Here is a 20,410-nt window from a genome sequence, read left to right as displayed (position 1 = left end):
AGCCATCGACAGCCAGGTGAGCATGGGCATGGCTACCGCTAAAAGCCTGACGATCGACGGCAGCGGTGCGCCGGCGGGCTCCTTTGCGCTCGAGCGGGGTGCGGGATACTCGGGCTACCTGTTCCGCATCGATAACGGCAACAGCCTTTCGTTCGAGAACGTTAGGGTGGACGGTTTGGGCATTGCCGGGGCCCGCTCGCTCGTCTACCTGACGAACGGTTCGGTAAGGCTCGGTTCGGGAGCTCTGTTCCAAAACAGCTACTCGATCGGCAACGGCGGCGCGATCAACGCGATCGGCGGCTCGGTCGAGATCGGGGCGGGGGCAACCGTTGCGAACAATCGGGCGGCCGGGGGCGGGGGCGGCGTCAACATGACCGCGGGCAGCCTCGTGCTCGAAAGCGGATCTCTGATTTCGAACAACAACGCGAGCGGTGACGGCGGCGGCGTCAACGTCTATACGGGCGCATCCGGCACGTCGCGGATCTCGTTTACCATGGCGTCGGGAGCGACGGTGCGCGACAATTCGGCGGCCAACGGCGGCGGGGTGGTGGTCAGGCCGACGCGCGCCGACGATTCGATTTCGGTTGCCGGAACGATATCGGGCAACCGGGCCTCGACGCACGGGGGAGGTCTGTTCGTCAACCCGCGAACGGCGTCGACGATGCCGGTTGCGATTGCGGGCGCGGTCCTTTCGGGCAACTACGCTGAAAACGCGGGCGGCGGATTCTACCTTGCGAGCAGCAACCCGCGCGATTCCCTCACGCTCACCGGTGTGTCGATGACGAACAACACGGCGAAAACCGGAGGCGGAGCATACATATACCATCGCGACAGCCCGATGCTTTTCGGGCTCATCGTCACGGACGCGACGGTTTCCGGCAATTCGGCATCCGATCTGGGCGGCGGAATGTACGTAGCGGCCGACGGCGCTCTGGATGCGGCGTTTGCCCGTACGGCAGTTGCCGGCAACGGGTCGGGCACGCAAGGCGGAGGCCTGTGGCTCATCGGGAGGGCGCCCGGTGCGTCGAGCGCGCTTTCCCTGATCGATGGAACGTCGATCACATCGAACACGTCGGGAACGGGCGGCGGCCTCTACTATCGTGCGACTACCGAAACGAGCTCATTCGGCCTTTCGGGCGGTGCCGCGATCGAAGCGAACGAGGCCGTGTCGAACGGCGGCGGTGCATATTTGCAAGGCTCCGATACGGTGCGCATGCAGGCGCTCGTCGAGCATGCTTCGGTATCCGACAACGAGCAGACCGGGCAGGACGGGCTCGGCGGGGGAGGCCTGTACCTTTCGTCGGTCGATGCGACGTTCGGTGCAGCCGCAAACGTAGCCGACAACCGCGCGGCTATGCGCGGCGGCGGCGCCATGGCGGCGCATTCGGCGATTGCCATGGAGCCGGGCTCGGCGGTGTCGGGCAATACGGCAGGACATAACGGCGGCGGCTTCTTCATCCAGGCAGACGGCTCGCTCGCCACGGCGAAGGATAGCTCCGTCGCTTCGAACAGCGCCGTCAACGGCGGCGGCGCGTTCGCCATCGGCGGCTCCGTCTCCATCGGCGGTTCGGTGAACGATAACACGGCAACCAGCAGGGGCGGCGGAATCCACGTGACGAACGAGGGCGAGCTTTCGCTGCTCGAAGGATCGCTCGTCAGCGGAAACGTCGCCGCCGACGGCGGCGGTGTCGCGCTGACGGCGTTTTCGCAGGGCACGATTGCGGGCACGGTATCGAGCAACCAGGCGGGAAGCCTCGGCGGCGGCGTTTTCTACGGATGGCCGTGGAACTACACTCCGGCAGCGGTGCCCGCTACGCTCGACCTGCGGTTCGCCGCCACGGCGCGCATCGAGGACAACGGCGCTGCGAACGGTGCGGGGCTCTACGCTACGGGGGCCGGCAACGCAGGCGCCACTGCCGTGCGCGCGACGATCGAAGGTGCAACGTTCGAGGGCAACGAAGCAAAAGCCAAGGGCGGCGGCGCCTACGTTGCGACGGCTACGCTCGATATCGAGTCGGGCTTGCTTGCGGGCAACGCATCGGGCGAGAACCGGGGCCACGACCTGTGGGTCGATCCGGCTTCGCCTTCGGGCGGCGCTTCCGAAGGGGCTACGGTTAACCTCGATGTCGGAGAAGAGTCGTTTTCGGACGATGCTGACCGCGATAAAGTGCTTATCGGCGCAGGGCCTTCGGGGACGGTGAGCTTCTTGCAGGATTTCACCATGAAGAACCATCTGCTGCTGCAGAGCACCGCAGCCGACCGTTCGACGGCGACGGTTGCAGCCGGAGCGGTTCTGACGCTATCGGGCAAGCTTACCGTGGGCGTTGACGGCGGCGGTGCGAACCACGAACTCGTCGTCGATCCCAACGGCGGATCGGTGCTGTATAAAAACGACGCGGAAGCGTCGGGGGGCGATCCCCTAACCGGCGATACCGTTGCGGATATGTACGCCTTTCCCGGTTCGAGCGCGACGGTGTACCTCCAGTGGCCCGATCGGCTGCCCGACCGCGCAGACGAGCCGTTCAAGGGCTGGAGCGACGATGGCAGCGCGCTTGCGAACCGCGGTGTAGAATATCTTACGCTTGCGGGCGATGCCGCGGTAGCGGCGCAATGGGGAGCTTATGCCATCCGCTACTTCGACGAAGACGGCGTGACGCCGCTCGGCTCCCTCGAGCCGTCGGAGTACGCGTACGGTGCCGAAACGACGACGCTTCCCGAGCCCGTGAGAGAGGGGTATCGATTCGTTGCCTGGTACGAAGGTGCGGATCATTCCGGAGCGCCGGTAGCATCGTTCGCGAACGCCGATCGCGAAGATAAGGCCTACTTTGCGAAATGGGAGGCAAGCCCCGTTCCCCCGGGGCCGACGCCGCCCGACCCGGACCCGGATCCCACGCCGGATCCCGCTGATCCCAAACCGTCTTCGAACCCCGGTTCCGGTTCTGCGACGGGCAAGGGCGCGAGCATGGCCGTTACGGGAGATTCGCTTATCGGGCTCGGAGTGTTGGGCCTCCTGATCGTGCTGGCAGGTGCGATCGTCTTCGCGGCACGACGGAGAAGTGAAAACTAGGCTGGTTTGGACGGAGCCTTCGCGCCTTCGGGCGCGAAGGCTCCGCTGTCGTACGGCGTTTCGGACGAAAGGGCCCGTCAAGGGGTGCGCGCCCTGCCGCGGCTGCATGCGCATCCGAGACAGCCGAATCGATCTCTCGCGTCTAAGGATAAAGGGTTTTCCCCTAATCTTGGACGGTGCAAATTCCCATGACGTAACGTCGCCGCCGTATTCCCCACCGAATGTGTGTATATTTCGTGATGGAGAGACGTGGGAGAGGAGAGATTTATGAGAAAACGCAACAAACTTGCCCTCTGGTTGAGTTCGATGTGCGCCATTGCGCTGTTCATGGGCTTGGTGGCCTGTGCTCCGCAGGCGGACAACTCGGCAGACCAGAACAAGGGCGCAGACGAGCCGAAGGAAGAACCCAAGCAGGTCGAGACTCCCGAGCCGGACAAGTTCGGCGTCGTGACCGCGGAGATGTGGAAAGACATCTATCCGAACGAGTACGCTACCTACGAGGAGAACGCGGCGAACTCGCCCGATTCGGGCAAGCACAACTACCTCGAGCTGTATCCGGCGCTCAACACGATGTACAAGGGCTATGCGTTCGCCTTGGGCTACGACGAGGCATCGAGCCACCTGTATTCGCTCGAGAGCGTGAAGAACTCGCCGAGGACCATCGAGAAGGAGCAGCTCGCCAACTGCATCAGCTGCAAGACTCCGCAGTTCACCAACATGGTGAACACCGAGGGCGAGCAGGTGTACACCGAGAAGTTCAACGATCTTATCAACGAGTTCACCGAGCCCATCAGCTGTGCGAACTGCCACGCGAACGACCCGCAGTCGCTCACGGTGGGCAACCAGTTCTTCGTGAAGTCCATGGGCGGCGACACGAAGAACGTCCCCATGGAGGCCCAGGTATGCGGCCAGTGCCACAACGAGTACTACTTCGATCCTGACACCAAAGCCACGAGCAATCCTTACACGGGCACCGACGCCATGACTCCCGACGCCATCCTCGCCTACTACGACGAGATGGGCTTCAAAGACTGGGAGCATCCGGACACCGGCGCAGCGATGATCAAGGTGCAGCACCCCGAGTTCGAGACGATCTACGGCGGTAAGCAGACCCAGATGGCCAAGAACGGATACAGCTGCTCCGACTGCCACATGGGAACGACCACCTCCGACGACGGTACCGAATTCGTATCGCACGAGTGGAAGAGCCCGCTCGAGAACCAGGAGCTGCTCGACGGCGACTGCAAGAACTGCCATGCGGACCTGAAGAAGCAGGTTGCCGATTGGCAGGCTGAGGAAGAAGAGCGCGTTACGGCTATCAGCGAGAAGATCGGAGACATGATCAACAAGATCGCCGAACAAAAGGATTCGCTCCCCGAAGATCAGCTGGCCGAGCTCCAGAAGCTCCATCGCACGGCACAATTTTATTGGGATTTCGTGATGGTTGAAAATAGCGAGGGCGCCCATAACCCCGAGCTGACCTTCGAAACGCTCGATAAGGCAGAAGCCGCCGTCGACGAAGCTTTGGGCATGCTGTAAACCATGCATCTTTGAGTCTCTCCTAATGGGAGGGAGGTCCAGTGGGCCTCCCTCCGCGCAATTACCCCGGCAAGATTGGATAATTCTGCCGTTTCACTCAAAAATGTGGGGCATTTCGGGCTAATTCCCCCTAAATGGGTGATAGGTTTTTGGGGTCTTGTCGGATACCATTCGTGTGGTAAAGTGCTTTTGTTTCGTATTGCGGCGAAGTTGCCGCAATGCCGCGAGGGGCACAACCTATATAAGCGAGAGAAATGAAGAAAGGGGGTAAAGAAGAGATGAGCGAAGAGGAATCCAAAGTGGAAGCCGCCACTGAAGAAGAAACCGTAGCGACTCCGGAGGCCGCTCCGAAGAAGAAAAAGAAGAAGTGGCCTATCGTTGTAGGCGTCGTCGTGGTAGTTCTCATAGCAGCCGGTGCCGGCTTCTGGGTTTGGCACGAACAGCCCAGCTTCTGCAACGCCATTTGCCATACTCCGATGGACCCGTACGTACAGGGCTTCGAGCAGGAGCCTGGTGCTGCTGGCGTCGACAAGTACGGCAACGAGGTCACGAACACCAATGCCATGATGGCAGTGGCGCACAAGGTCTCGAAGGACGAAGGCGGAGCTGGTACCGATTGCCTCGGCTGCCACGTTCCGACTCTGGGCGAGCAGATCTCCGAGGGTATGAACTGGATCTCGGGTAACTATCAGTATCCGCTCTACGAGCGTACTGACGAGGACCTGGTCGAGGCCCGCGGCCTCGAGGCCGACGAGTTCTGCCTCAACGAGGGCTGCCACAACCTGACCCGTCAGGACCTGATTGCGGCAACCTCCGACATGGAGCGCAACCCGCATGTGGCTCAGCACGGCGAGATCGCCTGCACCGAGTGCCACAAGGCTCACCGCGCGTCGGTGAACTACTGCTCGCAGTGCCACAGCGATGCAGAGATCCCGGATGGCTGGCTGACCACCGCCCAGGCTAACAAGCTTGAGGGTGTAGCGTAGTCGAAGGGTCCTAACCGCCGCGAGGGTTCGCTTTCGGCGACGGGCTGCGAGACCGTACGGTTGAGCAGCGAACACAATTGCATATGCAAGAGGGAGCCCGCCAAGTGCATTTAGCGATGCCTTGACGGGCTCTTTTCAAGAGCCGGGAAGCTCGATGGAGCACAAGAGCGGTCTGTCGGATGTCCGAAAGGCGTAATGATGCGGATCATTCGGTAAAAACTCTGTTTTCCTCGCGCATCGCGCTTTCCCGGACGTAAAGGTGTTAGACAATTGACGAGTTTATTCGAGGAGGCGAACGTGAACGCGAAAACGAAAAGGCGTATGGTTGTAGTGACCGGCATCATCGTCGTCGTGTTGATCGTCGTGCTGGCCGTTGTGGGCGGCTCGACGGCGGCGAAGTCGATATCCGTAGCGCAGGCTGCCGATGGCAGCCATGCCAACGAACGTGTGCAGGTTTCCGGCAATGTGGTCGAGGATTCTTTTTCCACCACCGGGAACATGTTGACGTTTGCTATTTACGATCCGGACGGCGATTCGTCCGTCCACCTGTCCGTGAGCTATGAGGGCGGCGTGGCGGCAACGTTCGGAAACGACGTGACGGCAATATGCACCGGCAAGATCGACGAGGACGGCGTGCTGCATGCCACCGAACTGGTGACCAAGTGCCCGTCGAAGTACGAGAATGCAACCGATGCCCTGAGCGTTTCAAGCCTGCTCGACTATGGCGAGAGCGTCTACGAGAAACCGGTGAAGGTCGCCGGTACGGTGAAGGAAGGAAGCCTTAAGGCCGCAGGCCAAGGCGACCGCTTCATCCTCGTCGATGCGTCCGACGGCACCGAGATGGCGGTCCTGTTCGATGGGGCCCTCTCCGACGAGATCAAAGACGGCTCATCCCTTGTGCTGACCGGCTCGCTCAATTCCGATTCGAAATTTAGTGCAACCGACGTTGCGCTGGAAGGATAATTCATGTCGACATACGGTTTGATCGGCCTGCTTATCGCCTTTGCTGGCGTTGCGGTGTCCATCGTGTGCCTGCTCGTGGGGCACCTAATGGGTCGCAAGCGTACGAGTAGCGCCGCCGAGACGCTCACCTGGGGCGGCTACATCGCCTCCATTCTGTCCGCGGTGGCGCTCACGTTCTGCTGCGCCCTGCTCGTGTACTGCTTCATGACGGGCGATACGTCCATCCAATACGTCGTCCAGAACCACAGCGACGCTTCGGGCGAGCTCGGATGGCTCTACAAGCTTTCGGGACTCTGGGGCGGTCGCGAGGGCTCTCTCCTCTTCTGGGCATGGCTGATTTCGGTGTTCAACGCCGTCGTCGCCATCCGCTCGATGAAGAAGATGGAAAGACTCGACAACATGGCGCTGTTCGTCTCGCAGATCGTGCTGGCCGCTTTTACCGGCGTGCTTCTGTTCTCCGATACCAACATGCCCTTCACGGCGCTGCCCGCCATGTACTTCGATTCGACGGGCGCGCTCACCAACGGCGCTCAGATCTGGGGAATGAACGCGCTTCTCGAGCACTGGGCCATGGCCATCCATCCGCCCACGCTGTTCATCGGTTACGCGGGTCTCACGATCCCGTTCGCTTACGCCATCGCGGCGCTCATCGTGAACGATCCCTCGAAGGCGTGGGTCGAGCGCAGCTCCCGTTACGCTATCTTCTCCTGGTTGTTCCTCGGCATCGGCATCGGCCTCGGCGCCGTGTGGGCCTACGTCGTGCTCGGTTGGGGCGGTTACTGGGGTTGGGACCCGGTCGAGAACGCAAGCTTGCTCTCGTGGCTCGTCGGCGTCGCCCTCATCCACAGCTTCACGGTCTACCGCCAGCGCGGCGCGTTCAAGCGCTGGAGTGTCATGTGCACGTGCCTGACGTTCGCCTTCGTCATCGTGGGCACGTTCATCACCCGCTCGGGCCTCGTCCAATCAGTTCATGCGTTCGAGGGCGATAACGTCTCGCTCGTGCTGTTCTTGGCCCTCATCATCCTTTCGGTGGTCGCCGGCATCGTCGGCCTCGCCATCCGCTGGAAGAGCTTCGGTCCCGCCAAGGGCGGCGAAGACAGCATCGAGAACATGATCTCGAAGGATGCGGCCTATTACTTCAACAACGTCATCATGGTGATCTTCGCGTTTTTGCTCGCCTACATGACGGTTTCCTCGGCGCTGCCTTCGTGGCTGCCGTTCGGCGGCCAGTCGCTTTCGGCCGGGACGTACAACGCGATCGCCCGTCCGCTCGGCATCCTGTACTGCCTGATCCTGGCCGTTTGCCCGCTGCTTTCGTGGGGCAAGACCGAAGGCAAGCAGTTCTGGAGGCGCGCTCGCGTTCCCGGCATCTGCGCGCTCGTGCTCTTCGTCGGCCTTATGGTGTACTTCGTCACGTACTTGCTCCCGAGCTACAACGACATGGTCGCTGCCGGCGGATCGACCGCTTCGAGCGTGACCGACTACGGCCCGTCGTGGTACTACAACGGCCTTGCCGTCGTCGGCTTCATCGTGGCGAGCCTGCTGTTCTTCAACTCGCTCTTCATGCTCGGGCGCGGTCTTCGCGCCTATAAGAAGAAGCATGGCAAGAACGTGTTCGCCTCGCTGTTCGGCATGTTCAAGGATCATGCGGCTACCTACGGCGGGTTCGTTGCCCATATTTCGATGGCCCTCATCCTCGTAGGCCTCATCGGCTCGTCGATGTACGTGACCGAGAAGGTCGAGTACCTCACCTACGATCCCGAGATCGACGGAACCACCGAAGACTTCGTCATCCAGGACTTCACGCTCAAGTACACCGGCAACTCCATCGAGGAGCTCGAGAACGGCACCGACGTTCTCTATACCCTCGAGTTCGACGTGTACAAGGGCGACGACTACGTCGGCCATGTGAACCCGTCGGTTCAGCTTGTGACCAGCACCCAGCAGCAGAAGCTGCTCGCGAGCGTTATCAGCTATCCCGAGGAAGACCTGTTCGTGGTCTACCGCGGCGTCAACACCGACGGCGACTACGCCCTCGATGTGCGCGTGAACCCGTGCATCTCGCTCGTGTGGGTCGGGTTCGGCCTCATGATGGTCGGCATCCTGATCGCCCTTATCGGCAAGCGCAGGCCCATTAAGAAGGGCAAGCCCGGCGAGATCGATGCGGATACCGAGAACGGCACCGCCAAAGTGGTTGCCGTAATGGAATCGGTCGAGATCGCGCAAGATGCCGACGGCGGCGTTGCCGTCGTATCCGAGAAGGTCGTTGTGACCGAGACGGCTGACGACGAGGTGCCGTCTTCCGGGAAAGAGGCGTAAGAACCGTGGGCGACGCTGCCATTACAACGTCGAAGCTCTCGAAGGTGTTCGGCAACCGCAAGGCGGTCGACAACGTGACCTTCGATCTTCCGAAAGGTGCGTTCCTTTCGATCTTCGGACCGAACGGAGCGGGGAAGACGACGCTTCTGCGCGTGCTCTCGACGCTGTCGAGGGCCACGTCGGGGAGCGCTGCGCTCATGGATATCGATATCAAGGAGGAGCCCGATAAGGTGAGGGACCATATCGGGCTCATCTCCCACAATTCCATGCTCTACATGGATTTGACCGCCGAGGAGAACCTGCTGTTCGCAGCGCGCCTTTACGGCGTTGAGAACCCCGAAGAGCGGGTGCTCGAGCTGCTCGAGGCGGTCGAGCTCAAACACCGTCGCCTCGACACGGTGCGCACGTTCTCGCGCGGCATGACGCAGCGCCTCTCCATCGCACGTGCCCTCATCCACGATCCGGACGTCGTGTTCCTCGACGAGCCGTATTCGGGGCTCGATCCGCATGCCGTCGAGATCTTCGACGGGCTGATCGATCAGGTGCGCGAGAACCGCACGTTCGTGATGGTGAGCCACGATCTGCAGAAGGGCTTCTCCATGTGCTCTCATGCGCTCGTGCTCGCAAAGGGGCGCATCGTTGCGTTCGACGAGAAGGAAAACCTCGATTTCGACGAGTTCTCGCAGATATACCGAGCGACCGTCGGCATGGGGGTGGCGTAACATGAGCGTTACCGTCAAACGCCCCTCGACGTTTACCCAGTACAAAACACTGCTCGTGAAGGATCTCAGACAGGAGTTCCGCACTAAGGAGATGCTCACGTCGATGGGCATCTATGCGCTGCTCGTGCTCATCGTGTACGGTGCCGCCCTTGCGCAAACGGCCCAGGTTTTCGACATCCTGCAGATGAGCGGCGGTCTTCTGTGGGCACTCATCGTGTTCACGTCTCTTCTGGGTTTGAACCGCTCGTTCACGGCCGAAAAGGAGCAGGGATGCCTCGAGGGCATTCTGCTCGTGCCGCTCGACCGTTCGGTGGTGTTCCTTGCGAAGGCCACGTCGAACCTGTTGTTCTTGCTGGTGGTCGAGATCATCACCATTCCCTTGTTCTACTTCTTCTTCCTTACGTCGACAACGCCGTCGGACAGCTTCTGGCTCATCGTCGTGCCGCTCGTCGTGGGGACGATCGGCGTTGCGGGCATCGGCACGCTGCTCTCGACGATCACCATCAACACGCGCGGCAAAGACGTCATGCTCGCCGTGCTGTTCATCCCGCTCATCTTCCCGCTCTTGTACGCTTGCGTTTCGGCTACGACGGCGGCTATCGTGGGCGGCGATCTGTTCATGGAAACGTTTACGATGTCGCTTGCGCTCGCTGCCGGATACGATGTGATCATGGTTCTGCTGAGTTGGGTTCTCTACGATTTCGTAATCAGCGTTTAGGGTTACAATGGGCGGGATTTCGCTCGCCTTGGGATAACGGAGTCAGATGTGGCTAACATGCCGCACGGAGAAGAAAAGGAGTGTTATGGCCGAAAAAGCGAAAAAGGCCCTCAAGCTGCCCGAATCGGGTCAGTGGCCCGATTCTGTCGTACCGATTGCGCTCGTTGGCGCTGCGGTGTTCCTTGTGGCCGGGTTCCTTATGGCGTTTCTGTACGCATCGCCTGTCAACGGAGCTGCGCTCAGCGAGCCGGTTCTGGTCGGCGATCAGATGGTGACCAACGTGCAGCTGCTGTCCCAGAAGATCTTCTACTTCCATATGCCGGTTGCGCTCGTTTCGTTCGGCGCACTGGCTTTCGCAGGGTTCTATAGCGTTCGCTTCCTCATGACGAAGGAGCAGCGCTTCGATACCTGCACGAAGATCGCAATGGAGATCGCGCTTCTGTTCGTTGTACTCACCATGATCACCGGTGAGATGTGGACGCGCTTCGAGTGGGGCTTGTGGTGGACGTGGGATCCGCGCCTGACCACCTACCTCATCCTCATGATCATCGTGATCGCCTACTTCATCCTGCGCAACGCCATCGACGATCCCGAGCGCCGTGCCACGTACGGCTCGGTTATCGCGATCATCGCACTGGTGGATGTGCCAATCTGCTACATGGTGACGCGCGTGATTCCCTCGAGCATCCACCCGGTCGTTCTGCGCGAAGGCGGCATGACGGGGGATATGGGCATGACGGTTGCCGTCGTCATGATCGGCATGATCATGCTCGGATTCGTCCTGTACCGCATGCGCTTCCGCCAGGTGAGGCTCACGCAGCGTGTCGAGGCCATCAAAGAACAGCTCGAAGACTAGAAAGAAGGATCGCATATGAATGCCGTTCTTGTAGAGATATACAGCACCGTCATCCCTTCCGCTCCGTACATCATCGCAGCGTATGCGCTGCTCCTCCTCGTCCTGTTCGTGTATGCGTTCATGATCATGCGCGGTACGAAGAAGGCCGAGGCGCAGATCGCCGTGCTCGAAGAGGCTTTAGCGGAGAAGAAAGCGGCCAAATAGCCGTTCTCACGCATCATGATACAATCGACCGATGCGCCCGACGCCGTATGGCTCGGCATCGGTCGATTTGCTTTGTTCGGATCGTGCTGCCGCTTGAGCGGCGGCGCAGTCGAGATCGAGGAGGAACATGAAGGCTCTCATTCCCGCCGCAGGCATGGGTACGCGGTTTTTACCTGCGACCAAGGCGCAGCCGAAGGAAATGCTGCTGGTCGTTGATCGGCCGGCTATCCAATACGTCGTCGAGGAGGGGCTCGCCTCTTCGGCCGACGAAGTCGTCATCATCAACAGCCGTGAGAAAAAGGCGATCGAGGATCATTTCTCGCCGGCACCCGAGCTCGAGGCGGCGCTGCGCGCCAAGGGCAAGGATGCCTACGCCGACGCGGTCGCGCATGCGGGAAGCCTCAATGTAGGCTACGTGTATCAGGACGAGCCCCTCGGTTTGGGCCATGCCATTCGCTGCGCTGCCGAGAAAACCGCCGACGAAGCGTTCTACGTGCTTTTGGGCGATGTGCTCGTACCCGACAACAAGATGCTGCCGCGTATGAAGGAGATCTCCGATGCGCATAGCGGGGCGAGCGTCATTGCCGTCGTGCCCGTACCGGACGATCAGGTGAGCCGATTCGGCGTGATCGCGGGCGAGGGTGTCGCAGACGATGTATGGAAGATCGATTCCCTTGTAGAGAAACCGGCGCTCGAAGACGCGCCGTCGAACCTCGCCGTATTCGGTCGCTATCTGCTGAGCCCTCGCGTGATGGAGCTTCTTGCCGATGTGCGGCCAGGTGTGGGCGGCGAGATCCAGCTCACCGATGCGCTCGATGCCGTGCTCCGGGAGGAAGAGATGTATGCGCTCGTCATCGATCCCGCCGACGGCTTCGATACCGGAACGGTCGAGAGCTGGCTCGAGACGAACAACGTCCTGTACCAGCGGATGCACGGGTAGGGCGATATCCTCGTCGGCGCATTTCCGCGCAATACGTGGGGGTCTCAGATGCTTGCTGAGACCCCTTGTATGTTCGGATGGCTGCTGCTCACACGGAGCTCAGCTCACCACGTTTTGCGGGTGCTTCTCGATGAACGCCCGGATGTTGGCGAATACCGTATCGAGGAGCCGTGCGCGGGCCTCGTGGGTAGCCCAGGCGATGTGGGGCGTGATAACGAGGTTCTTGTCCTTGGCCTCGAGCAGCGGATTGTCGGCTCGCATGGGTTCGACCGCCACCACGTCGGCACCGAAGCCGCCGAGTTTGCCCGAGAGCAGCGCATCGGCAACGGCCCGCTCGTCAACGAGCGTACCGCGCGCGGTGTTCAGCAGCATCGCGCCATCCTTCATTTTCTCGATCGCTCTCGTGTCGATAAGACCGTTCGTCTCTGGGGTTGCGGGCGCATGAAGGGTAACGATGTCGGAATCGGCAAGGAGGGTGTCGAAGTCGACCTGCTTGCAATGCTCGTTTTCGCAAGCAGGTTTTGCGGAGCGATTGTTGAACAGCACTTCGAGACCGAATGCGTTTGCAATGCACGCCACCGCCTGGCCTATGCTGCCCATCCCCACGATGCCGATCGTCTTTCCTGCGATTTCGATGAGCGGATGGCTCCAATAGGAAAAGTCGACGCTTCGAACCCAGGTGCCGGCCAGCACGTCATGGGAATGATCGCCCACGTGCAAGCACAATTCGAGCAGCAGCGCGAACGTCATTTGGGCAACGTCGGGCGTGGAATAGGCGGGCACGTTGCATACGGTCACGCCGCGCTTCCGTGCCGCTTCGAGGTCGACAACGTTGAAGCCCGTTGAGGTGAGGGCGATGAGCTTGAGGTTGGGGCACGCGTCGAGGGCGGCAGCGTCCCAAGCGACCTTGTTCGTGACCGCGATATCGGCATCTGCTGCACGCGTTGCAACCTCGTCTGCCGATGTGCGGTCGTACAGGGTTACTGTCCCGAATTGCTTCAGGGGCTCCCAGCTCAAATCGCCGGGATTGTTGACGTAGGCGTCTAATACGACGATGTTCATGGCGCTCCTCTGCATAGTTTTCCTGATGGCATGCCGAAATTGTAGCACTTGGCCGCACTGCCCCCTTTGAAAGCACTGCACTGTTCGGCGGATGCTGATAGGCCTTGCTACCGTTAACGAAAGTGCGGTAGATCGCGCACGGCCGACGAAGAATGTCGAAAAATCGTTCAAGTATGGCAGAGATTTACGATTCTGATCCCTTAATGGGAAGTAGTTATATTTTTGACCTGCATATCTCATGCGGTCGCACAAAAGTATCATCCTCGCATAAGCCCGAAAACCCCGTTTCGCGGATCACAATCGTAAATCTCTGCCAAGGTTGGGCGTGTTTTAAGATTTTCGCCGGCACGTTGCGTCCGAACTCTTGCGGGTGCATGCGGTGCCTCTCGGTTTCCACGCGTTCAATGGCGGCTAAACTCGTTCGGAAAGAGGATCGGTTCCTTGAGATGAGCCTCGCTGCGACCCCGCAGGGGCGTAACCGGTCTCAGGAAAAGGATCGGCCCGGGGGAGAGGGGAGCTCCACCCGGGCCCACAAGGAGGGGATGATACGGTGCCTAGCACCGCTACTGCTTTATTGAGGGGTAAAAGCAGTGCAAACTGAAGGGGGGATGAACCTTCTTTTGTTTGCGTGAGGCCAGTATAAAATTTCGCCTTGCAGATGGTATGTGCGGTGAGTGTGCGAATTGTGAATTGGATATCAGAACGGTAACAAAGGGGAGCAATAGGCTATTTGAACTGGGAAAACAACTTTTCAAAATACGTTCTAAACACGAAACCAACTGTGGTGAAGATATGAATCGCTGCGATTGCGACCGCGGTCGGTCGCTGCGCGGCGGTAAGCGGAATCGTTGTCCGTTTCCGGTCTCGGTCGATTTTGCACCTGCTTCGACGCAGGGCATGCCGTTCGTTTGCAAAAAGTCGCGTTCTCCCGAAAAAGGAATCGCCTACGTGATGAGCTCTGCCGTGGGCTCGCAAGGACACAGCCTGCTTCGGGAAAAGAATCGGCTCGGCTCGGGGCGGGACTTCCGCCGCGGGATCGCAAGGACGCAACCTGCCCCAGGAAAAGGATCGGCCCGGGGGAGAGGGGAGCTCCACCCGGGCCCACAAGGAGGGGATGGCGGTGCTGTGCACCGCTACTGCTTTAATGAGGGGTAAAAGCAGTGCAAACTGAAGGGGGGATGAACCTTCTTTTTGTTTGCGTGACGTCAGTATAAAACCCCGCCTTGCAGATGGTATGTACCGCGAGTGCGCGAATTGTGTAGTGGGTGTCAGAACGGTAACGACGATGGTAAACAATGTATTTGAACTGGGTAAACGTATCTTCAATCATCGCTAAGAACATCGAAACTGATTGTGATGGAGCTGTGTAGCTATCTTTCAGTCGGCGTGATCGGCGGTCAACGGCCGGGGAGCGGCGGCGAAAAGCCGTTCAGCATCGTTTTCGACGGTTGCCTTCGAATTCGAAGGGAGCTCGGGCGGCTTTGCGTCGATGCGCTCGTAGGTCGGCGGTTTGCGGACGGCTGGTGCAGAGCGGCCTTGGGGGTTGCCCGAGCCGTCCGTAATGAACCACAGAAGAAGCGTGACGGCTACGATGGCCGCGAAGGCGACCCACCGCATCCTCTTGTAGCGCGAGCCCTTCGGCGCCCCCGACGCATCCGATGCTTCCCTGTTCGTCAGACGATGCGTTATCGTTCGCACCCATCTCCTTCGCTCACGATGCTCCATCTTGGGAGGATATCTGCCAGTTCGCTTCGAAATTGCAGCAGATCGGCGGTTTTCACCACGACGGTGACCACCGAGTCGTTTCCCGCATCAAGCATGAGCGCCCTTTTCTTGCCGTCGCATTGGCGTGCGAGCAGTTTGTGCAGAAGGCTTTCGGCCGACTCGTCGGGATCGAAGCAGCGCTCGTCTTCGATGAGCTCGATGTCGAGAAGGGAATCGAACATGGCATGCGTTTCGAGCATTTCCCTATACAGCCACAGCGTATCGTTTGCTTCGAGCTTCCAGTCGTATTCGACGGCGGCATAATGGTCGTATAGGGCGATCATCGCATCCGAAGGCTGGGCTTCTTCGAGGGGTACGCCCCATTCCTCGCCGATACGCGGGAGCACTTCTTCGATGTCGCGAGCTGCGGGAACATCAAGCAGTTCGTAGAGGTGGGTAAACCGAGCGCGCTGTTCGGCGCGCAAAGGCTCGATCCTCCTTTCAGCTTGCATGCGGGCCTCTTCTCGGGATTTCCTTGCAAGCTCGCGCTCTGCGGCCCTGCGCTTCTCGCGTTCGTACTCGGCCAACTCGTCGGCATCGGCTACCGTATCGCCGAAGGAAAAAGTGACGATCGCGACGATGGCCGTGAGCGTGCCGAGCAGGAATTGGCCTTGGAGGAAGCTCGATGAAAGCGATATCCCGTGAACGAATGCGACGGCGAACGTTGCAATGGCGACCACCCATTTCCAGGTGGGTTTGCTCGCGTTCAGTGCGACGATCGCCGCCGCGGCGATGAAGATGGCGCTTGGTGCAACGGCAAAGCATATGTTGAGCACGACCATTCCGGGGTTGGCGAGCGTTTGCTGAACGGACGGGCTGAGCACGAATGCTATCGTTGCGGCGAGTGCGGCGGCAAGCGCGATCGTCTGGATGACGAGACGATGCTTGGGTGCGATGGCGTATCGCGGAGCAGGGGACTTTCTCGCCTCATCGGCCGCCGGGAGGGTTTCGTCCGATTGGTCCGATGGTCTTGCCGCAGTTGCATTGCGGATAGGACCCAAGCCGCTCAGATCGGCGAAACGAAGGTACAGTCCGGACAGCAGGTAGACGGCGGCGAGAAAGAAGGCGGGAATGTTGCCGACCACGATCATGCAGAACGTGATTACGCCGGCGGTGTATGCGATCCGCCGGCAGTCGCGCTCGAAAAACCACTGGTTGAACGATGTCCTTTCTCGGATAAGCGAGCGCACGGTGTTTGTGAACAGCGCAGTGAGCACGATCGATGCAAGCGCCATGGCGTTCGCAAAGCCGATTTCCTTGGGATCGACGAGGTTTCCCCACGAGTATGCCGCATAGCAGCCCGCAACAACGGAAACGATCCAGAGTAAGATGGTGGCCATCATGAGCTTGTGTTTGGCGAGCGGATGCTGCAGAGCCGATTTCCGCGGAGGCGATTGCATCGAGAACGCGGCGTCTTCGCTGCTGAGGGCGATCAAGCGTATGCAGTACGCAGCGCATACGATCGAGTATATCTGCGTTGCGTAGGCAAGGCTGCCGGTGGCGAATACCGCAAGGCACGTAGCGAGGTTAACGCAGAACGCCGCCCCCGACGCAACGCGCAGCAATCGTCTTCCTCGCGCCAGTGTTTCGTCTCGGGACGATATGCCGAACGCCAGGGCTGCCAAGACGGCGCATGAAGCGGGAGCGGCGAGCGCCAGCAAAACAGACAGGGCGTCTTTGCTTTCGGCTGCCAAGACGGCGCTTGTGGCGGCGCACAGGCAGAACAGCACCCCGCCGAGCTTGGCTGCATTGCGTGTTTTCTGCCGAAGGTCATCGCTTGCGTTGCCCATCGACTCGCTGTATCGGTGCATACGGGTTCCTTGTTCGGCTTCTCAGGCCATCGCGAGACAGCATCCGTTGTGTCGCCTGCGGGCCCATGTGAACACGCATGGCGAACCGAGCAGCCGTTCGCTTGGGTGCATGGCAATCATATTGTAATCGATACGGTCAACTTTACCTGCGCCGCCGTTGCCTGCGGCCCGTCCGGGAGAAGGGTCGGCCAAGACAGCCTCCGATGCGCACTCGCAAAGAGTCGCAGCCAGCCTCAGGGAAAGGATCGGTCCGGGAGGCGGGGCCTCCGCCGCGCGCCCGCAAGGACGCAGTCTGCCTCAGGAAAAGGATCGGCCCGGGGGAGAGGGGAGCTCCCACCGGGCCCACAAGGAGGGGATGGCGGCGCCTTTGCGCCGCTACTGCTTTAATGAGGGGTAAAAGCAGTGCAAACCGGAAAGAGGGGAGCTTTCCGTTTGCTGAGGACAGTATAAAAGTTAGCATTGAAGAACATATGCATCACCCATGAATGTCTTGTGGATTGGCGGCTAAAACACGGCCAACGGCTCCCTCATCTGGGGTATATCGGTTTTCGTTACCGCTCACCGTCCAAATCGTTGCGTTTGCGTTGATGGATTATGCGCCAAGTACGCGTATAGTATCTCCCATGAATGATACCAAGCAAAACATGACGGAATCGGGGCAGGACGGCGAAGCGTCTCGGCTGCCGCAACCCGAAGGCGAAAGCCGGCGGCCGCCCGTGCAAAAGAAATACGGCTTCTTCACGGCGCTCGCCATGATCATCGGCATCTGCATCGGGTCGGGCATCTTCTTCAAAAGCGATAACGTGCTCGCCGCAACGGGCGGCAGCATCGTGCTCGGCGTGGCCATGTTCTGCCTCGCCGCGTTCGCCATCGTGTTCGGCGGCATCACGTTCAGCGAGCTCGCCGCGCGCACCGAAGGACCCGGCGGCCTTAGCGGNATGTTCTGCCTCGCCGCGTTCGCCATCGTGTTCGGCGGCATCACGTTCAGCGAGCTCGCCGCGCGCACCGAAGGCCCCGGCGGCCTTATCGCCTACGCCGAGACGTTCGTGAGCAAGCGGTTCGGGGTCGCCGTCGGCTGGTTCACCATCTTCGGCTACCTTCCCTCGATCGTCGTCGTAGTGTCGTGGGCGGTCGGCATATACACCTGCATCCTGTTCGACATCGATGCGGGCATCGGCCTGCAGATGCTCATAGGCTGCGCGTTCATGATCCTGTGCTTCGTTTGGAACATGCTCGCGCCGCGCTTTGCGGGCGCTTTCCAGAACGTCACGACGATCATCAAGCTGTTGCCCCTGCTGCTCATCGCGTTCTTCGGCCTCGTGTTCGGCGATCCCATCGCGGGTCTTTCGCAGCACGGAAGCCAGGCGGCGGGCGCTTCGCTCGCCTGGATCGCAGCGGTGGGGCCGGTGGCGTTTTCCTACGACGGCTGGATCGTATCGGCTGCCATCGCGCCCGAGCTCAAGAACGCGAAGAAAACCTTGCCCATCGCGCTTGTCGTGGCGCCGATCATCATCCTTGCCATCTATGTGGGCTACTTCGTCGGCGTGTCGTCGTTTCTCGGGCCCGAGGTCGTCGTGGCGATGGGCGACGGCCACGTGTTCTACTTGGCCGAGCAGCTGTTCGGTTCCCAGTTCGCCCGCGTCGTTGCCGTGTGCGTGGTGGTGGCGGTGATGGGCACGGTCAACGGGCTTACCCTCTCGTTCGTCCGCATGCCCTATGCGCTCGCGCTCACCGACGACATCCCGTTTTCCCGCTACGTCAGGCGCCTGAGCCGCCGCTTCGACATGCCCGTTGCATCGGGCATCCTCGCCCTCGCCGTTTCGATCTTTTGGGTGCTCTTGCACGTGGTCACGCAGCTAGCGGGCCTTCTGCCCAACTCGGATGTGTCCGAGATAACCATCGCTACGAGCTATATCCTCTACATCGTGCTCTACGCGAAGGTTTTTCAGCTGTGGCGCTCAGGGGACGTGCGCAGCAGGTTCAAGGGCGTCGTGGCCCCGGTATGCGCCACGATCGGCTCGCTGTTCATATGTATAGGTTCTATGCAGAATCCCGCATTCTGGAGCTGCCTTGCGGCAAGCCTTGCCATTTGCGTAGCGGGCGTTGTGTATGATAGGTTCAAACACAAGCCGGCCGATGCCTGGACGCAGTCCGAGGATTTGTCCGAAAACCGGTAGGAAGCGCTGTGCCGGTCTGCCGAGAGCCCACGCCGATCGAGGCCGGCGGTTTTCGCATCGGTCGGCGGCTCGGCTGAAGCCCGTACGTGCATGAGCCGCCTGCGCAGGCTGGCGTTCGCGAAGAGGAGGTTCGTATGCCCGATATCGATATGCGATTCAATAAGGATATGCTCGTTTTGTCCGCGCCGATCGACGAGGTTCTTGCACGTCAAGGCGTCGACATCGAGAAGGATCGCGAGTTTTTGAGCCTTCTCGAACCCGAGGCGGTGCGCAACGCCTATCGCCTCGAGTCGGTGGCGGGCGCTCAGTGCCTGGTTTCGAATACGGCCGGCATCACCTCGGCACGGCTTGCCCACGTGAACATGGAGGAACGCGCAGCCGAATTGGCCAAAGCTTCGCTTTCGGTACTGCGATCGCTGCGTCCCCAGCATATGCTTGCGGAGATCGGCCCCACGTATCTGCCGATCGATGCGTCGAGCGCCACATCGCTCAAGCAGAATCGCGATCAGTACGCCGATGCGGTGCGCGCTTTCGGCGACGGCGAGTTCGATGCGGTTTTCCTGAACGGCATGGTGAGTCTGCCTGATGTGCAGTGCGCGCTCATGGGCGTGCGCATGGTCTACGATGGCCCCGTGTTCGCTTCGGTCGACATCGACGGGGACGGAAACGTCGCACGCCGTGACCAGTCGATCGAGGAGGCCGTATCCCTTATGGCCGAGTACGGCGCAAGCGTTGCGGGCTTTGCGATTGCGGCGCCTCTCGACGCAGCGGTCGCCGCGGTGAAACGGGCGCGTGTGGTGTGGGACGGGCCGCTGCTCGTGCAACTCGCGGTGCGGAAGAACGATCCGAAGCAGGGCATCGCCACCGATGAGAACCCCTACTATTGCCCCGACGTCATGGTCGAGGCGGCGACGAAACTCCGTGGCGCGGGCGTTCAGTTCCTGCGCGCAACGGGGCATGCTACGCCCTCGTACACCGGTGCGCTGGTTGCTGCGAGCGCCGGCTTCGACGTTATCGGCTCGTAGGAGCGCGCATGGCAATCGAGAAAAGCCCCGATTACGGCATCATGCAAAAGCTCGTCGACGACCTGTTCGCGTCGGACGAATTCGTCCGACGCCTCGACGCGGTGCTCATGGCCGAATCATACGATCTGCCGCCCGATCTGATCGAGGTGGTGGAGCTGCTGCCTCCTGGAACCTACAACCGGCAGCGCCTGTGCGATCAGATCAATTCGTCCATTGCGGGTCACGGTTGGGGCTACGTGTACGGAACGGTGGAGTAG

Annotated in this window: 16 protein-coding genes; 13 read left to right on the top strand and 3 right to left on the bottom strand. The window is 60.5% G+C overall.

What is annotated here, in order from left to right; all coding sequences use genetic code 11:
* Positions 1 to 22: 22 nt before the first annotated feature.
* The 10 genes from C1722_RS13535 (at position 23) to C1722_RS13490 (ending at position 12,314) form a co-directional block, all read left to right on the top strand.
* The gene (locus C1722_RS13535) at positions 23 to 3,067 is read left to right on the top strand and encodes an InlB B-repeat-containing protein (protein WP_425319387.1); all 3,045 of its coding nucleotides are present in this window, start codon (positions 23 to 25) and stop codon (positions 3,065 to 3,067) included.
* Between the two features lie 267 nt (positions 3,068 to 3,334).
* Positions 3,335 to 4,606 carry an ammonia-forming cytochrome c nitrite reductase subunit c552 gene (locus C1722_RS13530; RefSeq protein ID WP_102379904.1) on the top strand — a complete coding sequence of 424 codons (1,272 nt, stop codon included), beginning with the start codon at positions 3,335 to 3,337 and terminating at the stop codon, positions 4,604 to 4,606.
* Positions 4,607 to 4,884: 278 nt separating this feature from the next.
* Positions 4,885 to 5,592 (top strand): cytochrome c-type protein Cgr1, encoded by a 708-nt coding sequence (gene cgr1 / locus C1722_RS13525; protein WP_102379903.1) that lies wholly within the window; start codon positions 4,885 to 4,887, stop codon positions 5,590 to 5,592.
* Positions 5,593 to 5,889: 297 nt separating this feature from the next.
* Positions 5,890 to 6,555 carry a cytochrome c maturation protein CcmE domain-containing protein gene (locus C1722_RS13520; protein ID WP_102379902.1) on the top strand — a complete coding sequence of 222 codons (666 nt, stop codon included), beginning with the start codon at positions 5,890 to 5,892 and terminating at the stop codon, positions 6,553 to 6,555.
* A gap of 3 nt (positions 6,556 to 6,558) precedes the next feature.
* Positions 6,559 to 8,874 (top strand): heme lyase CcmF/NrfE family subunit, encoded by a 2,316-nt coding sequence (locus C1722_RS13515; RefSeq protein WP_102379901.1) that lies wholly within the window; start codon positions 6,559 to 6,561, stop codon positions 8,872 to 8,874.
* Positions 8,875 to 8,879: 5 nt separating this feature from the next.
* A complete protein-coding gene (locus C1722_RS13510) occupies positions 8,880 to 9,596 on the top strand; it encodes an ABC transporter ATP-binding protein (RefSeq protein ID WP_102379900.1) in 717 nt (238 codons plus the stop codon).
* A gap of 1 nt (position 9,597) precedes the next feature.
* Positions 9,598 to 10,314, top strand: coding sequence for a heme exporter protein CcmB (locus C1722_RS13505; RefSeq protein WP_102379899.1), 717 nt, complete (start codon positions 9,598 to 9,600; stop codon positions 10,312 to 10,314).
* 85 nt (positions 10,315 to 10,399) lie between these two features.
* Complete coding sequence (locus C1722_RS13500; RefSeq protein ID WP_102379898.1) at positions 10,400 to 11,170, top strand: cytochrome c biogenesis protein; 771 nt, start codon at positions 10,400 to 10,402, stop codon at positions 11,168 to 11,170.
* 15 nt (positions 11,171 to 11,185) lie between these two features.
* The gene (locus tag C1722_RS13495; protein ID WP_102379897.1) at positions 11,186 to 11,374 is read left to right on the top strand and encodes a hypothetical protein; all 189 of its coding nucleotides are present in this window, start codon (positions 11,186 to 11,188) and stop codon (positions 11,372 to 11,374) included.
* 127 nt (positions 11,375 to 11,501) lie between these two features.
* Positions 11,502 to 12,314 (top strand): UTP--glucose-1-phosphate uridylyltransferase, encoded by an 813-nt coding sequence (locus tag C1722_RS13490; RefSeq protein ID WP_102379896.1) that lies wholly within the window; start codon positions 11,502 to 11,504, stop codon positions 12,312 to 12,314.
* A gap of 99 nt (positions 12,315 to 12,413) precedes the next feature.
* On the opposite strand, the gene C1722_RS13485 is transcribed toward C1722_RS13490, so the two are convergent.
* The 3 genes from C1722_RS13485 to C1722_RS13475 all read right to left on the bottom strand — a co-directional run bounded on the left by C1722_RS13485 (position 12,414) and on the right by C1722_RS13475 (position 16,951).
* Positions 12,414 to 13,376: a D-2-hydroxyacid dehydrogenase gene (locus C1722_RS13485; protein WP_102379895.1), complete on the bottom strand. Its 963-nt coding sequence runs from the start codon at positions 13,374 to 13,376 to the stop codon at positions 12,414 to 12,416.
* A 1,377-nt stretch (positions 13,377 to 14,753) separates the two neighbouring features.
* Positions 14,754 to 15,074 carry a hypothetical protein gene (locus C1722_RS13480; protein WP_102379894.1) on the bottom strand — a complete coding sequence of 107 codons (321 nt, stop codon included), beginning with the start codon at positions 15,072 to 15,074 and terminating at the stop codon, positions 14,754 to 14,756.
* Positions 15,062 to 16,951, bottom strand: coding sequence for a hypothetical protein (locus C1722_RS13475; RefSeq protein WP_102379893.1), 1,890 nt, complete (start codon positions 16,949 to 16,951; stop codon positions 15,062 to 15,064). The genes C1722_RS13480 and C1722_RS13475 overlap by 13 nt, the downstream gene beginning before the upstream one ends.
* A 485-nt stretch (positions 16,952 to 17,436) precedes the next feature.
* Between C1722_RS13475 and C1722_RS13470 the strand changes: the two genes are divergently transcribed.
* From C1722_RS13470 to C1722_RS13460, 3 genes are all read left to right on the top strand, one after another.
* A complete protein-coding gene (locus C1722_RS13470) occupies positions 17,437 to 19,128 on the top strand; it encodes an APC family permease (RefSeq protein ID WP_102379892.1) in 1,692 nt (563 codons plus the stop codon).
* Positions 19,129 to 19,262: 134 nt separating this feature from the next.
* The gene (locus C1722_RS13465) at positions 19,263 to 20,153 is read left to right on the top strand and encodes a homocysteine S-methyltransferase family protein (RefSeq protein WP_102379891.1); all 891 of its coding nucleotides are present in this window, start codon (positions 19,263 to 19,265) and stop codon (positions 20,151 to 20,153) included.
* Positions 20,154 to 20,161: 8 nt separating this feature from the next.
* Positions 20,162 to 20,410, top strand: a complete 249-nt coding sequence (locus C1722_RS13460; RefSeq protein ID WP_102379890.1) for a hypothetical protein — start codon at positions 20,162 to 20,164, stop codon at positions 20,408 to 20,410.

The sequence above is a fragment of the Raoultibacter timonensis genome (assembly GCF_900240215.1).
GTDB lineage: Bacteria > Actinomycetota > Coriobacteriia > Coriobacteriales > Eggerthellaceae > Raoultibacter > Raoultibacter timonensis.
The sequence above is the reverse complement of the archived record's forward strand: the minus strand, read 5'-3'. Positions and strand labels throughout refer to the sequence as shown.